At 44.0% G+C, this 17,147-nt stretch carries 15 protein-coding genes; 10 read left to right on the top strand and 5 right to left on the bottom strand.

The window, feature by feature from the left end; genetic code table 11:
• Positions 1–137 precede the first annotated feature (137 nt).
• The 5 genes from E2I14_RS06895 (at position 138) to E2I14_RS06875 (ending at position 8,095) form a co-directional block, all read left to right on the top strand.
• Entirely contained in the window at positions 138–527 is a 390-nt protein-coding gene (locus E2I14_RS06895; protein WP_133326756.1) for a plasmid mobilization protein, read from the top strand.
• Entirely contained in the window at positions 524–1,861 is a 1,338-nt protein-coding gene (locus E2I14_RS06890; protein WP_133326754.1) for a relaxase family protein, read from the top strand. The genes E2I14_RS06895 and E2I14_RS06890 overlap by 4 nt, the downstream gene beginning before the upstream one ends.
• A 154-nt stretch (positions 1,862–2,015) precedes the next feature.
• On the top strand, positions 2,016–2,324 hold the full coding sequence (locus E2I14_RS06885) for a hypothetical protein (RefSeq protein ID WP_133326752.1): 309 nt from the start codon (positions 2,016–2,018) through the stop codon (positions 2,322–2,324).
• Positions 2,325–2,437: 113 nt separating this feature from the next.
• Positions 2,438–7,432: a DEAD/DEAH box helicase gene (locus E2I14_RS06880; protein WP_133326750.1), complete on the top strand. Its 4,995-nt coding sequence runs from the start codon at positions 2,438–2,440 to the stop codon at positions 7,430–7,432.
• Between the two features lie 48 nt (positions 7,433–7,480).
• A complete protein-coding gene (locus tag E2I14_RS06875) occupies positions 7,481–8,095 on the top strand; it encodes a hypothetical protein (protein ID WP_133326748.1) in 615 nt (204 codons plus the stop codon).
• A gap of 314 nt (positions 8,096–8,409) precedes the next feature.
• On the opposite strand, the gene moaC is transcribed toward E2I14_RS06875, so the two are convergent.
• A complete protein-coding gene (gene moaC, locus E2I14_RS06870) occupies positions 8,410–8,928 on the bottom strand; it encodes a cyclic pyranopterin monophosphate synthase MoaC (protein WP_133326746.1) in 519 nt (172 codons plus the stop codon).
• Positions 8,929–9,117: 189 nt separating this feature from the next.
• On the opposite strand from moaC, the gene E2I14_RS06865 reads away from it, so the two are divergent.
• Positions 9,118–10,278, top strand: coding sequence for an AAA family ATPase (locus tag E2I14_RS06865; protein ID WP_133326744.1), 1,161 nt, complete (start codon positions 9,118–9,120; stop codon positions 10,276–10,278).
• Positions 10,279–10,286: 8 nt separating this feature from the next.
• Entirely contained in the window at positions 10,287–11,840 is a 1,554-nt protein-coding gene (locus tag E2I14_RS06860) for a M48 family metalloprotease (protein ID WP_227544622.1), read from the top strand.
• On the opposite strand, the gene E2I14_RS06855 is transcribed toward E2I14_RS06860, so the two are convergent.
• From E2I14_RS06855 to E2I14_RS06840, 4 genes are all read right to left on the bottom strand, one after another.
• A complete protein-coding gene (locus E2I14_RS06855; RefSeq protein ID WP_133326742.1) occupies positions 11,841–12,431 on the bottom strand; it encodes a DUF2946 family protein in 591 nt (196 codons plus the stop codon).
• Between the two features lie 20 nt (positions 12,432–12,451).
• Positions 12,452–13,408 (bottom strand): YheT family hydrolase, encoded by a 957-nt coding sequence (locus E2I14_RS06850; RefSeq protein WP_133326740.1) that lies wholly within the window; start codon positions 13,406–13,408, stop codon positions 12,452–12,454.
• A 57-nt stretch (positions 13,409–13,465) separates the two neighbouring features.
• Positions 13,466–13,891: a YybH family protein gene (locus tag E2I14_RS06845; RefSeq protein ID WP_133326739.1), complete on the bottom strand. Its 426-nt coding sequence runs from the start codon at positions 13,889–13,891 to the stop codon at positions 13,466–13,468.
• Between the two features lie 89 nt (positions 13,892–13,980).
• Complete coding sequence (locus E2I14_RS06840; RefSeq protein WP_133326737.1) at positions 13,981–14,169, bottom strand: zinc-finger domain-containing protein; 189 nt, start codon at positions 14,167–14,169, stop codon at positions 13,981–13,983.
• A 196-nt stretch (positions 14,170–14,365) separates the two neighbouring features.
• On the opposite strand from E2I14_RS06840, the gene E2I14_RS06835 reads away from it, so the two are divergent.
• From E2I14_RS06835 to E2I14_RS06825, 3 genes are all read left to right on the top strand, one after another.
• Complete coding sequence (locus E2I14_RS06835; protein WP_133326735.1) at positions 14,366–15,181, top strand: AzlC family ABC transporter permease; 816 nt, start codon at positions 14,366–14,368, stop codon at positions 15,179–15,181.
• Entirely contained in the window at positions 15,178–15,504 is a 327-nt protein-coding gene (locus tag E2I14_RS06830; RefSeq protein WP_133326733.1) for an AzlD domain-containing protein, read from the top strand. Before E2I14_RS06835 ends, E2I14_RS06830 begins: the two co-directional genes overlap by 4 nt.
• Before the next feature lie 399 nt (positions 15,505–15,903).
• Positions 15,904–17,097 (top strand): phosphoglycerate kinase, encoded by a 1,194-nt coding sequence (locus tag E2I14_RS06825; protein ID WP_133326731.1) that lies wholly within the window; start codon positions 15,904–15,906, stop codon positions 17,095–17,097.
• Positions 17,098–17,147 lie beyond the last annotated feature (50 nt).

Here is a 17,147-nt window from a genome sequence, read left to right as displayed (position 1 = left end):
AAAAACATATACAGCAAGGTCAATCAATAGCACGGTAGAAATCTACCTTTGCTTTTGAATATTCTGGGGATTTTCCCCAGTCCCCTAACAGCAGTTTGAATTGCGGAGAAAAATAATAATAACTAAAGAGGATTAACATGGAAGGCATAAAAAAAAGACCTGGACAATCAGGCATTGAAATTAATCAGGAAGTAAGAAAATACAGATTTGAAATTCGCCTATCAAAAACCGAGCATTCAAATCTAATGGAAAAAGCCATACAGTCTGGTGAGAATTCATTAGCTCAGTTTGCTCGCAATCAGCTACTTTATTCTGGATTCATCGCCGCAAGCGAATACAAGACAGAACGAAAAGAGCAAAAGGCAGTTCTTTTGGAACTAGCCAGAATTGGGAACAATCTCAATCAGATAGCACGAGCATTAAACTGCGATATTGAGCCTTCAATAGAAATGCTTGAAGAGTTATGCAGGATTGAAAGCGAACTAACAAACTTACCGCTCAAAATTAATATGAAGAGAGGTGCATGATGATAGTTAGAGTATTTAATTCAGGAACGGGTTCAGCAAAAGCAGCCATCAAATATTTGATGGGCGACAAAGACCATACAGGAAAAATCCGAGAAGTTGCACCAGCACTTGTTCATGGCTCTCCTTCCTTATTTAGTTTGGTCACAGATTGCATAGAGAGAAAGCACAAATATACATCAGGTGCAATCGCATTTAGAGATAATGAGCAACCTGATGAAAAACAAATTAAGCAGATTATTGCCGCATTTAAAGCAACATTTTTACCAGGTCTTGCCAGCGGAGAAAACTATTCTGACATGTGGATTGAACACAGAGATAAGGGAAATCTAGAATTGCATTTCGTATTTGCTGCAACAGAGATTTTTAGCAATAAACAATTGAATATTCACCCGCCTGGAAAAGTGAATTTGGAACACTACAAACTTTTTACACAAGTCATGAACTACCAGCTTGGATATTCCCAAGTCTACCCAGACCCATTAAAAATAGTTATGTCTGAATTTGAGACAAAATCTCCAAATGGAAAAAAGGCTCGCAGAGCCAAGCATATTCTTTCCAACGAAATTAAAAATAAAATTATCAGTGGTCAAATTTCAAATCGTGATGAATTAGTTTCTCAACTAAATGAAAACTATGGGGAAGTGACTAGAGTTGGAGATAATTACATATCGTTTAAATTTCCAGGCACAGCCAAGGCAAAACGATTAAAAGGTCCGCTATTTTCAAAAGGAGCTGACTACAAAGAAATAATTAGCCAACATTGGTTGAGTAAAAATCCAAGACCATTATCAGTTGGTCAGGCTAGTCTATTAATAAATAAACTTAATGAGATGACTCAGAACCGAGCAGATTATTTTTCAAAAAAATATCTGCAAAACAAAATTTACTTTAGACCCAAGAAAATTTCCAACACTGGGAATAAAACAAATTCAGTTGAAGAAAAAATCCCCCTTCCTTCAGCACAATCCAAAATTCATATCAATGCATTTACACAATTGGCTATGAGCATGCATCAGCCTAAACAGCAAATAAAAATAACTGGTGCAGGAGCCACACCTGCCAAGCAGGATGAAAATAATTTCGCAAACGATACTCCAGAGATTGGCAGTCCGATAGCTGGCTTTGAAATTCAGCTTGGCATGTTAGCTATGAGACTTTCAAAACTCGTTGTTGTTGCGAAGAGTGCTCAAGGACTGCTACTCCAAAAGCTCAGAAAGGAGATTGCAAATATTGAAGCACAGATGTCAGCCATTAACCTTCAAATTGAAAAGGAAAAACTGAATGCAAAAGATAATGCTCAATCACAGCAAGCAGGGAAACGACCAAAAATCTAATCCTGCCATCTCAGAAATAACACTCAAAAACACAAATTTCAAATTTTGTCAATAATTATATTGACAATATTGCAGTTTTGAAATATAATGACATCTCTATAACGAAATACCGAATATAGGAGAACTACCAAATAAATTAATACAAGGAGATAATATGAATAAATTTGGAAACGATTTTGAGTGGCTTATGAAACACGGGGTTCACTTAATTAATTTCAACCCTGAGCAACTACAAGAACTTATTGATGAAGAAAAATTGGCAGAGTTGCCAAAGATTGAGTTTAACGAAGAAGTAGTCCGCATGTTGTCGCAATACTTAGTGGGCAACACAAGTGGCACCGCTGAAGAGTTAATGGCTATGGATGCCAGTGACCGCAGGCGAGCTTTATGGACATGGGTTGATTTAATCAAAGACCCAGACGAATGCAGATACATTGCGAAATATGTAGTCGGCTTAAATTAAGCCAAGCAACATTGAATGAACAAACCAAGCACCTACGAGCAAACTCCTAGGTGCTTTTTGCTGGTGCACAATCAAGCTTTGAGCCCAGTCAACAACGACAACGACAAGAGCCCATGACAGCATTGACCACCCTTCTCAACACATTCCGAGCCACTGCAAAGACTGAACGGGAAAAAGGCACCTACTTTGAAAACTTGGTGCAGATTTACTTCCGTAACGAACCGAGATATCAAGACCTTTACAAGACGGTATGGCTATGGGAGCAATGGAGAGCTGAATGGGTGAAGCAAGGTCATCAAGACCCTGGCAAAGACACTGGAATTGATTTGGTGGCGGTAACCCACTTGGGTGAACACCATGCAATCCAAGCAAAATTTTGGGATGAAGACAGAACCCTATACAAGAAAGATGTTGATTCGTTCTTTACTGCATCTGGCAAGAAACCATTCAACTATCGTGTCATCGTTTTTTCAACTGACAAAATAAGTGATAACTTCAAGGATGCACTGGTTGAACAAACTCCCCCAGTTACCACCATTTCGTTGACAGACCTTGAAAACAGCAAGCTGGATTGGGAAAAGACACTTCATAAACCAGAAGCAGCTCCTGTTTTCAAGAAGAAGAAAGACCTTCGCCATTATCAAACGACTGCCATCACAAATGTGATTAAAGGGCTTGCTGATGCTGACCGTGGCAAGCTCATTATGGCTTGCGGCACTGGCAAAACCTTTACTGCACTCCGTTTGTCAGAGCAAATATCTGGTGATGGTGGCAAAAATGGTCGCATATTATTTTTAGTTCCATCGTTGAATTTGCTTTCACAAACCCTGACTGAATGGACTCAAGAATCCAGCCTTCCATTGCATTGCTATGCCGTATGTTCCGATAGTGAAATTGGGAAAAAGCGGGGTAAAAGCGAAGACGATTTTGAATTGCTTGCCCACGAATTGCAATATCCAGCAACAACAAATGCCAAACAGTTAGCGAAGGCATTTAAAGAACGGGAAGACAAGCAACACATGAGTGTCGTGTTTTCTACCTACCATTCTATTGAAACGATTTCTGAAGCTCAGAAATTGTATGGCTTGCCCGATTTTGATTTGATTGTTTGTGACGAAGCTCACCGCACTACTGGTGCAACCTTTGAAGGTGATGAGGAATCCAACTTTGTAAAAATCCATAATTCCGATTTTATTAAAGGAAATAAGCGGGTCTACATGACTGCCACACCGCGGGTTTATGGTGTTCAGGCAAGAGCAAAAGCAGAGAATGAAAGCATTGAACTCTACTCAATGGATAAGCCCGAATATTTTGGGGAAAACCTGCACACGATTACATTCTCTGAAGCTGTTCACAATCTTCAAGTGCTTTGTGACTACAAAGTAATTGTCCTGACAGTCAGTGAAGACCATATCAGCAAGAGCCTTCAAAAGCTTTTAGCCGATGAAGATAATAGCTTACGAGTGGATGATGCAGCAAAAATTGTTGGGTGCTGGCGAGCACTATCCAAAATGGATTCGCAAGACGACCTAAGCTATGACCCAAATCCAATGCGAAGAGCTGTTGCTTTTGCTCAGGTTATTGAATTGAATAAGGGAGCAAGAACCCACAAAGTGAGTTCAAAGCACATTGCTGGCATGTTCAAAAAAGTGGTGGATTCCTACCGCGAAGAATTATTAAAAGAAAATCCTGAACACCCAGAAGCAATCAGCCAATTAATTTGTGAAGCAGACCATGTGGATGGTGGCATGGGTGCAGGTGAAAAAAACAAACGGTTAGACTGGTTAAAAGCAGAGACTCCAGATGATACATGCCGCATATTATCTAATGTGCGATGTCTTTCAGAAGGTGTTGATGTTCCTGCTTTGGATGCAGTGCTATTTTTGACTCCCAGGAATTCACAGGTGGATGTTGTCCAATCTGTGGGGCGAGTTATGCGGAAGACTCCAGATGGTAAAAAGAAGCTTGGTTATGTGATTTTGCCTGTCGTCATTCCCGCAGGTGTAACACCAGAAGAAGCCTTAAGCGATAACAAAACCTACAAGGTCGTTTGGGAAGTTTTGCAAGCTTTGCGGTCACATGATGACCGTTTTGATTCCATGATTAATAAACTGGATTTGACTGGTCAAGACCGTTTAAAAATGGAAGTCATTGCCATTACTGACTCAGTAACAAAGAAAGCCAAGAAATCCGAAGGCGGTGACAAAACAGGTAAAAAAACTGACACCTTGGGTAAGAAAAACAATGGCTCTTCCAAAAAAGGTAAAAGTACCAACGAGCAGGATGATGCTCAGCTAAAAATTGCAATGGAATTCGGAGAAATTGAACGAGCCATCGTTGCCAAAGTCGTTCAGAAAGTTGGTAATCGTCTTTACTGGGATGAATGGGCAAGTGATATTGCTCGCATTGCTCAAACTCACATTAGCCGCATTACTGCAATTCTCAGCACACCAGATAACAACAAGGAAATTGCCGCTTTTGATGAATTTTTGTCAGAGCTGCAAGATGACCTAAACGACAGTATTACCAAGTCTGAAGCTATTGAAATGCTGGCACAGCACATCATTACAAAGCCGGTGTTTGATGCCTTATTTGAAGGCTACAGCTTCACCAGCAATAACCCTGTATCAATTGCCATGCAGGGTGTCTTAGATGTGCTAGATGAACATAACCTTGATAAAGAATCTGACACCCTCTCTAAGTTCTATGAGAGTGTAAAAATGCGAGCTTCGGGTATTAAAGATGTCCGAGCAAAGCAAAAAATTATCGTTGAACTATACGATAAATTTTTCAGAAATGCCTTTCCTCGTTTGGTTGAAAAGCTCGGGATTGTTTATACCCCTGTTGAAGTGGTTGATTTTATTATTCACAGCATCAATGATGCCTTGCAAACGGAGTTTGGACAAACACTGGGCGATAGAAATGTGCACATTATTGACCCATTCACCGGGACCGGCACATTCATTACTCGCCTACTGCAAAGCGGACTCATCAGTAAAGAGCAACTAGTTTATAAATACCAGAACGAAATTCATGCTAATGAAATTGTCTTGCTTGCATACTACATTGCAGCAATCAATATTGAACAGGTTTACCACGACATTACCGGCGGTGAATATGTTCCCTTTAATGGAATTTGCCTAACAGATACCTTTGCTCTTTATGAGAAAGAGGACTTGGTTGATGCTGTTCTGACTGACAATAGCAGCCGTAGAAAAAAACAAAAGAAACTAGACATCCGTGTTATTTTCGGCAATCCACCTTACTCAGTTGGTCAATCAAGTGCCGATGATAACAATGCAAACATTGAATACAAATCATTGGATGATAGTATCGCAAAGACTTATGCAAAAAATTCAAAGGCAACTTTACAGCGAAATCTTTATGACAGTTATGTTCGTGCAATTCGCTGGGCAAGTGACCGCATAGGAAGCAGCGGAGTCATAGGCTTTGTAAGCAATGCAAGCTTCGTAGATGGTAGCAATATGGATGGACTCCGAAAATGTTTGGTGGATGAATTCAGCAGTATCTATGTGTTCCATTTACGGGGAAATCAACGAACCTCTGGTGAGCTTTCTAGAAAAGAAGGCGGGAAAATATTTGGTGCTGGAAGCCGTGCTCCTATTGCTATAACCATTCTCATTAAAAATCCAAAGTCAGTTGAACACGGCAAAATTCTATTTCACGATATAGGTGACTATTTAAGCCAAAAAGATAAACTAGAAAAGATTGAATCATTTAAAAGTATTAATGGCATTTCGGATTCTAATGGGTGGATTCCAATCACCCCAGACGAACATAATGATTGGATAAACCAAAGAGATAACAGCTTTGAAGAACATATTTGTCTTGGCAATAAAAAGGATAAAACAAATCCAACCATTTTTGAAAATTACTCTATGGGAGTAGCTACAAACCGTGATGCTTGGAGCTACAATTTTTCACAGAAATCATTGAAAGTAAACCTCTCAAAAACAATTGAATTTTTCAACAAAGAGATTGAACGATATAAAGAAGCCTGCATCGGTTTAACTAAGCAAAATTATCCAAATGTTGATGATTTTGTTGAGAATAATCCGTCTGAGATTAGCTGGTCACGAGGTCTAAAAAAATCAATTTCAAGGGGTAAAACTTCCGAATACTCGTCAAAATTTCAACGACAGGCACTTTACCGTCCTTTCTCAAAGCAATGGATTTATTTTGACTCACTATTTGTTGAAATGCTTTTACAAATACCACAGATTTTCCCCGAATCTGAATGTAAGAATTTAGCGATAACTATTAATGCAAAATTCAGTAAGCAGGGTCAAATCGCACTAATGGCATCATCTATACCTGATTTACACAGTAACGGCGATTCTCAATGTTTCCCACTAAAACTCTATGCATTTAGTGGACCACATGAAACAAACTCCGATAAGCCAGGTTTATTTGATGAACAATTAGTCCAATCTCAAGGCAAGTTTGAAGTTCGGGATGGCATTTCCGATGCTGGGTTGAAGCACTTCCAAGATGCTTACCCCGACCAAAAAATTATCAAGGAAGACCTTTTTTATTATGTATATGGATTGCTGCATTCGGAAGATTACAAGAACCGTTATGCGGACAATTTAACCAAGGAGCTACCTCGTATTCCACGAGTAGCGACGGCAGCCGAATTTTGGGCTTTTGCAAAGGCAGGCAGAGCTTTAGCAAGCTTGCACACTGAATTTGACGAAGTAGACCCTTATCCAGTGCAATTTGAAGGCGGTGCTCTGCTTTTGAGTGGGTTTACCCCACAAGATTTCAAAGTTGAACAGATGAAATTTGCTAAAGGTAAAAATGGGGATAAGCACGACAAAACTCGTGTGATTTATAACCACAAGATAACCATGTCCGGCATACCGATAGAAGCCTATGACTATGTCGTGAACGGAAAACCAGCTCTTGAGTGGGTAATGGAACGACAAGGTGTTAGTGAGCACAAGGATAGCGGCATCATCAACGATGCTAACTTGTGGGCAACCGAAACGATGAAGGATGCCAGCTACCCGTTGAAGCTATTTCAAAGGGTAATAACGGTCAGCCTGAAAACGATGGAAATCGTTCGTTCACTGCCCCGCATTTAACGATGCAGCATCAAGAAAACCATTATTAACTAACACTTGAAAGCGAGAGTGACTTTGATACACCCAAATCTTACTGAGATTTTCATTGCCTACAATCTCAATTCGGAATTTGCATTTCAATTTCAGAGCAAGCAAAAATTGCATGATGAATTGCTGAACATCATCAATAGGATGGGTTCATCAAGCTCTTCAAAATACAAAAAATTGATAGAAGAAGAGCCTGAATGCTGGGAGCAAATTATTTATCTACAACTTGCAATCTCAACCATCAGCGATTATCTAACAAAACCTGATTTCAGAACTCAATTCATTTCTTCTGTTTTTGAAAGTAAGCAAAAAACATCGCTAATTCACTTGATTGGCTATGCATACGAAGTTTATTGGGAATTTGGTGACGATTTTTTTCTTGGAAACATTATTGAAAACATACTCCACAAAATTCAATACCATAATCCTTATCTCCGATTGAAAGCGGTAAAAAAAGAAAACAAAACCGACCACGAAAATCAAGTTGATGACTTGATGTTTGCAATCCACGACACCATGATGGATTTGCTGGACAAGCACTATGGTCCTGAACATAGTCCATCAAAATATCTCAATTTTTCAAAGCCAAAATCAGCATTTAATCTTGCTTTGAAAGAGTCGTTGCTTTCCATCTAATGAGTTTGGATTGCAGAAGGAATGTGACGGTCTGAGTGTAAAACTTCGCTCACAGACCACTCTACTTTTGCCGCTGCGGGATGGGTGAATTGGGCTTGGAACAGTGACTTTGTGAGCTAAAAATTCACCCAAAAATTCACCCAATATCAAAATACAACAAACTAAGTCATTGATTTATATACACAAATAATCAATAGGATATTTTTGTACACCAAAAACATCCCCCACCAATTGTCGCGATCTCGGTTGCCATCATTGCCTCACTTCATACAAAAACTGTCTGGTTAATAAACATCGGACTAAGCGACTATTTCCTAAGCCACAGCCCAGCTACCCGATTTACCGCCGTGTTTTTCCAACACTTTAATATCGCTCATCACCATTCCTCGATCGACCGCTTTGCACATGTCGTAAATGGTTAGCAAACCGACTTGAACTGAAGTCAGCGCTTCCATTTCCACCCCGGTTTGCCCTACTGTTTCGACTTGCGCGATGCAATGCACGCAGTTATGGCCCAACTCAAAATCGACTGTCACACGGGTGATGGCTAGCGGGTGACATAAGGGGATCAAATCGCTGGTGCGCTTGGCGGCCATGATGGCGGCGATTTTTGCGACACCTAATACATCGCCTTTTTTGGCCGTGCCGGTTGCAATCAACTCAAAGGTGGCGGGCTGCATAGAAATCGTTCCACTCGCCCGTGCGATGCGGTGGGTGCTCGACTTATGTCCCACATCGACCATGTGTGCTTGGCCGCTGGCGTCAAAATGGGTTAATGATGCGCTTTCGACTGGTGGTGCAATAGTGGCTGGATTGTTGATTGAATTAGACATAGTTAGTAAAAGCGTAAATAATGCGCCGCAGCACTTCGGTATTGGCGCTGAGCGGCTTAGTGCGATAGTGTACTGCTTAGTCTAGTTGAACGTTGCTTGCGATTAGCGCGGATTTCGGTAATTATAGCAACTTATTTTTTATCTTATAACTTATAATTAAAAAAATAAACGAACATAACTCGGGAATGTATGACGAAACAGCCCTTTAAATTTCAACGCCCTGAACTCGCTGCTTCCTATTGCGAAGCACTCGCAGGTAGCGGGATTTTGGATGCGCGCTCGGGTTTATTTCTTGCCGCGCCGCGCCGCACGGGTAAAAGTACGTTTTTGCGTGAAGACTTGTTACCCGAACTAGCTAAATTAAACTGGACCACAGTGTACGTCGATCTATGGACCAATAAAGCTATTGACCCGGCAATCTTAATTGCTAATGCAGTCAAAAACACGCTCGCCAAGTTCGCTAACGTTATCACTAAACTCGCCAAATCCACCGGATTAGAAAAAGTGGATGTCAAAGTTAACGTATTCGGTGCGCTTAGCGTGAATTTATCGTCGCTTGATTTACCCGAAAACGTTACTTTAGCCGATGCCCTTGAGGCGCTCGTTATCGCCTCAAAACAGCCGGTGGTGATCGTGATTGACGAAGCCCAACATGCGATTTCGACCCAAGCTGGGATGGACGCTATGTTTGCCTTAAAAGCGGCGCGTGACAATCTTAATCAAGGCAATTCGGAGCAAAAATTGTTCTTGGTGTTTACTGGCTCCAACCAAGATAAATTGTCGCGCTTAGTGGTTAAAAAAGACCAACCATTTTTCGGCTGCCGCATTACCAAATTCCCTTTGCTCGACAAGCGGTTTTCCGACAAATTAACCGAGCACATTAATTCCAAATTAGCAGCCAACAATCAATTCTCTAAAGACGATGTATTTGAAGCATTTAAATTAGCTGGCCATCGTCCCGAAATGCTGCGTAACATCATTGCCGATATCGCATTAGATGGCGGCGCTGGCACGTTGGCTAAGCAATTAAAAACCGGTGCCGTCGCGTTCCGAGATCGTATTTGGGGCGCAATGGAAAGCGAATTCGCTGAGCTTCCACCGATTCAGCGCGCCGTGCTTGAACATATCTTGCAGCAAGAGGGCAATTTCTCTCCTTTTAGCGAAGCGTCCTTAAAAGCCTATGCAAAATTATCCGGCGAAAAAGTCAACGTCACCGATGCACAAGGCGCGCTCAATGCTTTAAGACACAAAAACTTAATCTGGCAAGCGGCTTACGGCGACTATTCATTAGAAGATGAAAGCATGGCATTGTGGTACAAAAATCGGACTTTGGCGAAGTCAACGTCATGAGAAACCACATGATTACTTTGATGCAAAGCTCAACCAAAAACTTGATGAAAAATTCCCTACTAAAAACCACCCTGCCGCGCTTAACCTTAATCGCCGCCTTGTTCGCCGGTTGTTTTATCGAACCAACATTACACGCGCAAAATTTGCCAATGCTAGGCGACACAGGTCGGGAAGATTTGTCGCCCGTAATGGAGCGCAAACTGGGCGAAGAAATTATGCTGGGCATACGTCAAGATAAAGACTATATCGATGACGAACCAGCATCGGAGTTTTTAAATGACTTCGGCGCTAAATTACTCGAAGCGCATCAAGAAGCGCGTGGCGACGCCAATTATGATTTCTATTTTTTCACTGTGCGCGACACGATGCTCAACGCCTTCGCGCTCCCCGGCGGGTTTATTGGGGTGCATTCGGCCTTGATTCTAGCGGCGCACAGCGAATCAGAATTAGCCTCAGTGTTAGCCCATGAGATTGGACATGTCTCGCAACGCCATATTGCGCGCATGATCGGCAACCAAAAACAAGACGCGCTCATTCCCATTGCCAGCATGATTTTGGCGGCATTACTTATTCGCGCCAGCCCAGATGCGGCGATTGCGGTGGCGATGGGGGGAGAAGGATTAGCGATTCAACGCCAACTGGATTTTAGCCAAAATGCAGAGCGCGAAGCCGATCGAGTTGGGTTGCAAATTTTGCGCGACGGTCACTTTGATCCCACTGGGATGGTGGCATTTTTTTCGCGCATGCAAAATTCGGCTCGCGGCTATTCCGACAACGTACCCGCATTTTTGCGCACGCATCCATTGACATCGGAACGCATCGCGGATATTCAATCACGCATACAGTCGGAGACCTTTTCCAAACATATTGATAATCCCGATTACCAATTATTCCGCGCTCGGATTCGGGTTTTGCAAGACGAAACTACCCAAGGTTTGATTGAGGCGAAAAGTTACTTCAACGATCAGATGGCGCAAGCCAAAGCAACTAAGACGGTCGATGTAAATGCCGAATACGGATTAGCTTTTATCGCCTATAAACAGCGCGATTTTCAATTAGCTCAACAGTATTTAGACCTGGCGATAAAGGACTCAGGCGACCATCCTTCGAGCGTATTTTTTACCAGTTTACAATTAGATATTCTGCTCACCAGCAAGCAAAATGAAGCCGCATTGGCGGCGGCTGAAAAAGCCTTACAAGCCTTTCCCACTTCGCGTGGCATTGGGCGCCAATACAGCGACGCGCTGATCGCCAACAACCAAGTGGACGCGGCGATTACCTATTTGCGCGATCAAACGCTGTTATACCGTAAAGACTTTTTATTGCAGGCGCAATTAGCGAAAGCCTACGCAGCAGCAGGCAAAGAAGCATTACAACATTTAGCGTTGGCTGAATCATTGGCTCTTAGTGGCGCGATTTCGCCCGCCATTGATCAACTAAGCATTGCCCGGCGTTCACCGGATGGTACTTTTTACGATCACGCCATCATTGATGCCCGCGAGCGCGATTTAAAAGAACGTTTTAAAGACGAGTTGGAGGTGGCCAAGAAAAAAGGCGAGTAACTATAGTTGAATAGGCTTAGAGATAAACCGATATTGCCGCGCCAACTCAGCTAGGTTGGTTAATTGAACTGGCACTGGCCGTTGATTAAATAAAAACGTTAAGCCAACTTGCGGGTTTTCTAACCAATTTAATAAAAACTCGTCAGAAATAGGTTGATCGTTAAAGCGCAACTCTGTCAATGCCGCGGTCATATCTCTATCATCGATTTGAGCGAGAACATCTGCTCCGTGTAGCACTAAATTACCATCCTCCAGCATCCAAACCGCATCGCACCTCGGCAGCACGGCATCATTGTGCAGAACCCAACCGCGCGCCGGATCGAGGTGAGCAATATAGGGCGTACTTTGCAAATCGACGTACACCCGTTGCGGGCCGTTTTGGAAATAATAATTGCCGTCTTGATCGAATTGGTAATTTCGATTGATAAAGCCGCACAAAGCGACATTGGTAATTTTGTCGCCCAACAAGCCAAGTTCTTGCGCCCGCTGATCGCGCATACGCCAGACGCCGCGCGCATCAAGTCCAAGCCAGCCATAACAATGCGGGACATTCGGCCATTTAGCTAAGGCAAGTTCGACTTGTTTATCCATGGCGACCTCGATAAGAGTGACTAATTATTTTGCTCAAAGAAATGCAACACGCGCTTAGGAAGCCAGGCATTATTGGACGGGAAGCCCGCACCTGCAAAACCAACATGACCGCCGTGCAAGGGGTAATCCAAGGTGACTTTTTTTGAAGCGTTTCTCGGCAAAAATTGACCGGGCAAGAAAGGATCGTTTTGCGCATTCAACACCAAGGTCGGCAAGGTAATATCGCCCAAGATATGTTTTGCGCTGGCGCGATCCCAGTAGTCTTCTGTGCTTTGATAACCGTGTAAAGGCGCGGTGACGACGTTATCAAACTCATAGAGATTTTTTGCCGCCAGCATTTTTGTGCGATCAAATAAACCGGGGAATTGCTCGAGCTTTTTTAAGCATTTGGGCTTCAAGGTGCGCAGAAAAACCGAAGTGTAAATCTTATTAAATCCACGCCCCAATACCGCACCGCCTTGGGCTAAATCCAACGGCGCCGAAACAGCACAGGCTGCTTGAATAAAATTAGCTTGTTGTTGCTGCTCTCCCAACCAACGTAACAACGCATTGCCACCGAGCGAAACACCGCAAGCAAACATTGTTCGTCCCGCGGCCAATTGATGCAAGCGCCGCAAGACCCAATTAATTTCCGCTGAATCGCCCGAATGATAAAAGCGCGGCGCTTGGTTTAACTCGCCCGAACAACCGCGAAAGTGCACCACCACGCCAGCCCAAGCTTTGCGCTTTACTTCAGCCATTAAGGCACGCGCGTAATGGCTATCGGAATTGCCTTCTAGTCCATGAAACAGCACCACCAAGGGCGCTGACGGGTTCAGATCGGCATCGACGAAATCCAAATCGATGAAATCATTATCTGGCGAAGTCCAGCGTTCGCGTCGATACAAAACCGCCGGGATTTTTAATAATTTGGCAGGAATTATCGTTTGCGCGTGGCCGTTGGTGAGCCAAGCTGGGGAAACATACTGAGTTTGCATCGTTGGAGACCTAATTATTCAAAGAAGCTGCTACCGTGGCGGTGCAAAGGGACTACATCAATGCAGCATACTAGCGCGGAACAGCTCGCTCGGTGCGCGACCCGGCGCAACCGATGCATGATGCAAGGTGATGCGCCAGCCCAACGGTGTTTTGATATAAACGTTAGTGCAAAGGATGTGAATGTCTTGCGTCATCTCTGGCGTGCGCTGAACTTCTTCAATGATGTTATGCACCGCGGTCATCATATTGCGGCTAACGTGCAGTTGGACCGGTTGAATGTTGACCGATCCGCGTTCAAAGATCGCCTCAAATGAAGCGCGAATTGTGGCATGACCGACTAAGCGCGACGCGCCGGGATGAATGCACACGATTTCTTCGTCCTCGGCCCACAGCGACATCAATGCTTCAATATCAGCGCGGCTGAGCGCGTCGTAAAACGCTGCTTCAGTTTCATCTGCCGAACTTAATAATGTTGCACGCATAGTTTTCCTGAAAGGTGTGACATAAAAATAAGCTACTAAATAAAACTTAGTGCGCCTTTACAGAGCACCTTCAATCAGCGCACCTTAAATCAATGAGCTTTTAAGACGACTCCAGCTTTCAATTGATATTCAGTGCTGCAATACGGGCAAGTGGCATGACCGTTGTGCGATAAATCTAAAAATACTTTTGGGTGCGATGACCATAAAGGCATGGCCGGATTTGGGCAATGGGCAGGCAAATCGGATAAATCTAACTCAACGACGCTTTTGGTTTTCATAGTTCGTGTCCTTTAAATTTGATGCTTAGCGGAAATAAATAGCTACGCGCCCTGAATTTTAACGGATTCAAGGTGTGAATAAAATATTTAGTCGGTAAAATGCTGGTTTTAACAAGATTCGCGCGCGCTTGAAAACTTATCCGACCTCAAAATTGACTAATCGGATTATTCAGCCACTCCAATAAGTGCCCCAACCATGTCCGACGTAAGCTCCGCCCAATCCTACCCCGCCACTTTTTCGCCCGATAACCCCGACAATCTTGCACCGCAAGAACTCGAACAAATTCAACAAAGTGCTTTCCGCGCAGGCGTCAAAGCTTGCTCACCGACCTTAATTGGCATCGCCGCGTGGGGCTTGGTGGTTGGCATTGCGATGATCAAAACCCACTTTACGATTGTGCAAGCCTTGGGCATGACGTTGTTTGTGTTCGCTGGCTCGGCGCAATTAGCCGCCCTGCCCTTGATCGCTTTGGGTGCGCCGCTGTGGGTAATATTTGTCACGGCTTTGGCGGTGAATTTGCGCTTTGTGATTTTTTCGGTGATGCTGGCGCCACATTTTTCTCACCTAAATTTCAAACAAAAAGCCTTTTGGGGCTATATGACGGGCGATGTTTCGATGGCCTTTTTTGTGGCCCGCTATCCAAGCGAAGAACCGCAAGCAGGCAAATTTGATTTTATGAAAGGCCTGTTTATTCCGAACTGGATTGCATGGCAAATTGGGTCGATTTCCGGCATTTTTCTGGGCAGCCAAATTCCTGAAGATTGGGGTGTCGGCTTTGCCGGCAGCTTAGCAATTTTATGTATTTTGCTGCCGATGGTGATGAATCGCGCAATCTTGGTTGGCGTGTTGGTGGCGGGCGGAATCGCTTTGGCGACACTGACTTGGCCTTATAAATTGGGAATGTTATTAGCCGTTTTGGTCGGCATGATAAGTTCGATGGCTTGGGAAGAATGGCAAGAACGTCTCAACGGCAATTCGGCAGTAACGTTACAGAACAAGGAAAAACAATGAGTGATCTCGATATATGGCTGGTAATTGGCTTGCTGACCTTAAGTACCGTGTTAGCGCGCAGCACGTTTTGGCTAGTTGGGCATCACGTCAATTTACCCAAACGTGTCACGGAAGCGTTGCGCTTTGCACCAGCGTGTGCGTTGGCGGCGATTTTGATTCCCGATTTTTTAACCAATCACGGACATATTCAGGTGAGTTGGCACAATCCGCAATTGGTCGCCGGTATTTTGGCTTCGGTTTTTTTCTTCCTAATTAAACGCAATATGCTCGCAACGATTGCGTTTGGGATGGCGGTGTTTACGGTCGTGCGTTTGTGGGGATAGTTACAAGGATTAGCAATTAATCGTTAATTTGGCCGTTATTTGATTTCAACTTTGGTTTTCAATAAATTAATTAATGCAGCCAACTCCGCTCATTTTCACTAAAAATTGCACGTTAATGCGGCAAATTGCATCAACCCACAAAAAGACGAGTCAATTCATCAAACTATTCATCCTTGCGTTGCCGGTTTTAATTGCTGAATTACGTTAAGTAAAGCTTTTCTGACTACTTCCCAGAGCCGCAGTACGGTAAAATATCGGTTTTTCGCTAATCCCTAATTAGTGGTATTGCTCAGATTCAGTTAATAAAGCGCCGCTGATTAATCTTAAATTTCGCGCAATTTCCTGTTTTAACCATTGCGCTTTACTATTTCAATCATCTAACCAACTCCATCAACTGACATGCAATTTACTCGATTCAGCGATCTCATCGCCCAAGGCACTTTGGCTGGCAAACGCGTTTTTATCCGTGCTGATTTAAATGTCCCACAAGACGATCACGGCAACATTACCGAAGATACTCGCATCCGCGCTTCTGTCCCAGCGATTCAAGCAGCGGTCAAAGCTGGCGCGGCGGTGATGGTGACTTCGCATCTAGGTCGCCCAACCGAAGGTGAATTACGCGCGGAAGATAGCTTGGCACCGGTTGCAAAACGTTTGTCAGAATTACTTGGTCAGCCTGTACGTTTGCAACAAAATTGGTTGGACGGCGTGCAAGTCAATCCGGGCGAAGTGGTCTTACTGGAAAACTGCCGCGTCAATGTCGGCGAAAAGAAAAACAATCCTGAGTTAGCCAAGAAAATGGCTGCTTTGTGCGACGTCTATGTCAATGACGCTTTCGGCACAGCGCACCGCGCCGAAGCCACCACCCACGGCATCGCGCAATTTGCCCCTATCGCTTGCGCTGGCCCATTATTGACCGCTGAACTCGATGCACTCGGCCGCGCCTTAGGCCAACCAGCGCGCCCACTAGTGGCCATCGTTGCCGGCTCCAAAGTATCGTCCAAACTCACCATCTTGAAATCCTTGGCCGACAAGGTCGATAACCTGATCGTGGGCGGCGGAATCGCCAATACCTTTATGTTGGCAGCAGGATTAAAAATCGGTAAATCATTAGCCGAACCCGATTTAGTCGAAGAAGCCCGCGCGATCATGGATATCATGACCAAGCGCGGCGCGACCGTGCCTATTCCCACCGACGTGGTGTGCGCCAAAGAATTCTCACCAACTGCCGTGGCCACCGTTAAACCGGTTGCCGATGTAGCCGACGACGACATGATTTTGGACATCGGCCCACAAACCGCCGCCAAATTAGCGGCCCAAATCAGCACCGCTGGCACCATTGTTTGGAACGGCCCAGTTGGCGTATTTGAATTCGATCAATTTGGCGAAGGCACTAAAACATTGGCACTCGCCATCGCTAACGGCAGCGGATTCTCGGTTGCTGGCGGCGGCGACACATTGGCTGCCATCGCTAAATACAATATTGCCGATAAAGTCGGTTATATCTCAACCGGCGGCGGCGCTTTCTTGGAATTCTTGGAAGGTAAAACCCTGCCAGCAGTTGAAGTTTTACTGCAACGCGCTGCGCACTAATTGCGATTTATTTGACTCACTTCGGTGGGTCAAATTATTTATAAGGCAGC

Origin of the sequence: Sapientia aquatica, assembly GCF_004358105.1 — a bacterium.
Lineage (GTDB): Bacteria > Pseudomonadota > Gammaproteobacteria > Burkholderiales > Burkholderiaceae_D > Solimicrobium > Solimicrobium aquaticum.
This window is presented reverse-complemented; position numbering and strand designations above follow the sequence as displayed.

Coding starts and splice junctions, on each gene's coding strand:
- E2I14_RS06860 (WP_227544622.1), top strand. CDS start 10,287: ATGATTACTTTGATGCAAAGCTCAACCAAAAACTTGATGAAAAATTCC.
- E2I14_RS06850 (WP_133326740.1), bottom strand. CDS start 13,408: ATGCAAACTCAGTATGTTTCCCCAGCTTGGCTCACCAACGGCCACGCG.
- E2I14_RS06865 (WP_133326744.1), top strand. CDS start 9,118: ATGACGAAACAGCCCTTTAAATTTCAACGCCCTGAACTCGCTGCTTCC.
- E2I14_RS06845 (WP_133326739.1), bottom strand. CDS start 13,891: ATGCGTGCAACATTATTAAGTTCGGCAGATGAAACTGAAGCAGCGTTT.
- E2I14_RS06895 (WP_133326756.1), top strand. CDS start 138: ATGGAAGGCATAAAAAAAAGACCTGGACAATCAGGCATTGAAATTAAT.
- moaC (WP_133326746.1), bottom strand. CDS start 8,928: ATGTCTAATTCAATCAACAATCCAGCCACTATTGCACCACCAGTCGAA.
- E2I14_RS06880 (WP_133326750.1), top strand. CDS start 2,438: ATGACAGCATTGACCACCCTTCTCAACACATTCCGAGCCACTGCAAAG.
- E2I14_RS06825 (WP_133326731.1), top strand. CDS start 15,904: ATGCAATTTACTCGATTCAGCGATCTCATCGCCCAAGGCACTTTGGCT.
- E2I14_RS06885 (WP_133326752.1), top strand. CDS start 2,016: ATGAATAAATTTGGAAACGATTTTGAGTGGCTTATGAAACACGGGGTT.
- E2I14_RS06835 (WP_133326735.1), top strand. CDS start 14,366: ATGTCCGACGTAAGCTCCGCCCAATCCTACCCCGCCACTTTTTCGCCC.
- E2I14_RS06840 (WP_133326737.1), bottom strand. CDS start 14,169: ATGAAAACCAAAAGCGTCGTTGAGTTAGATTTATCCGATTTGCCTGCC.
- E2I14_RS06890 (WP_133326754.1), top strand. CDS start 524: ATGATGATAGTTAGAGTATTTAATTCAGGAACGGGTTCAGCAAAAGCA.
- E2I14_RS06855 (WP_133326742.1), bottom strand. CDS start 12,431: ATGGATAAACAAGTCGAACTTGCCTTAGCTAAATGGCCGAATGTCCCG.
- E2I14_RS06830 (WP_133326733.1), top strand. CDS start 15,178: ATGAGTGATCTCGATATATGGCTGGTAATTGGCTTGCTGACCTTAAGT.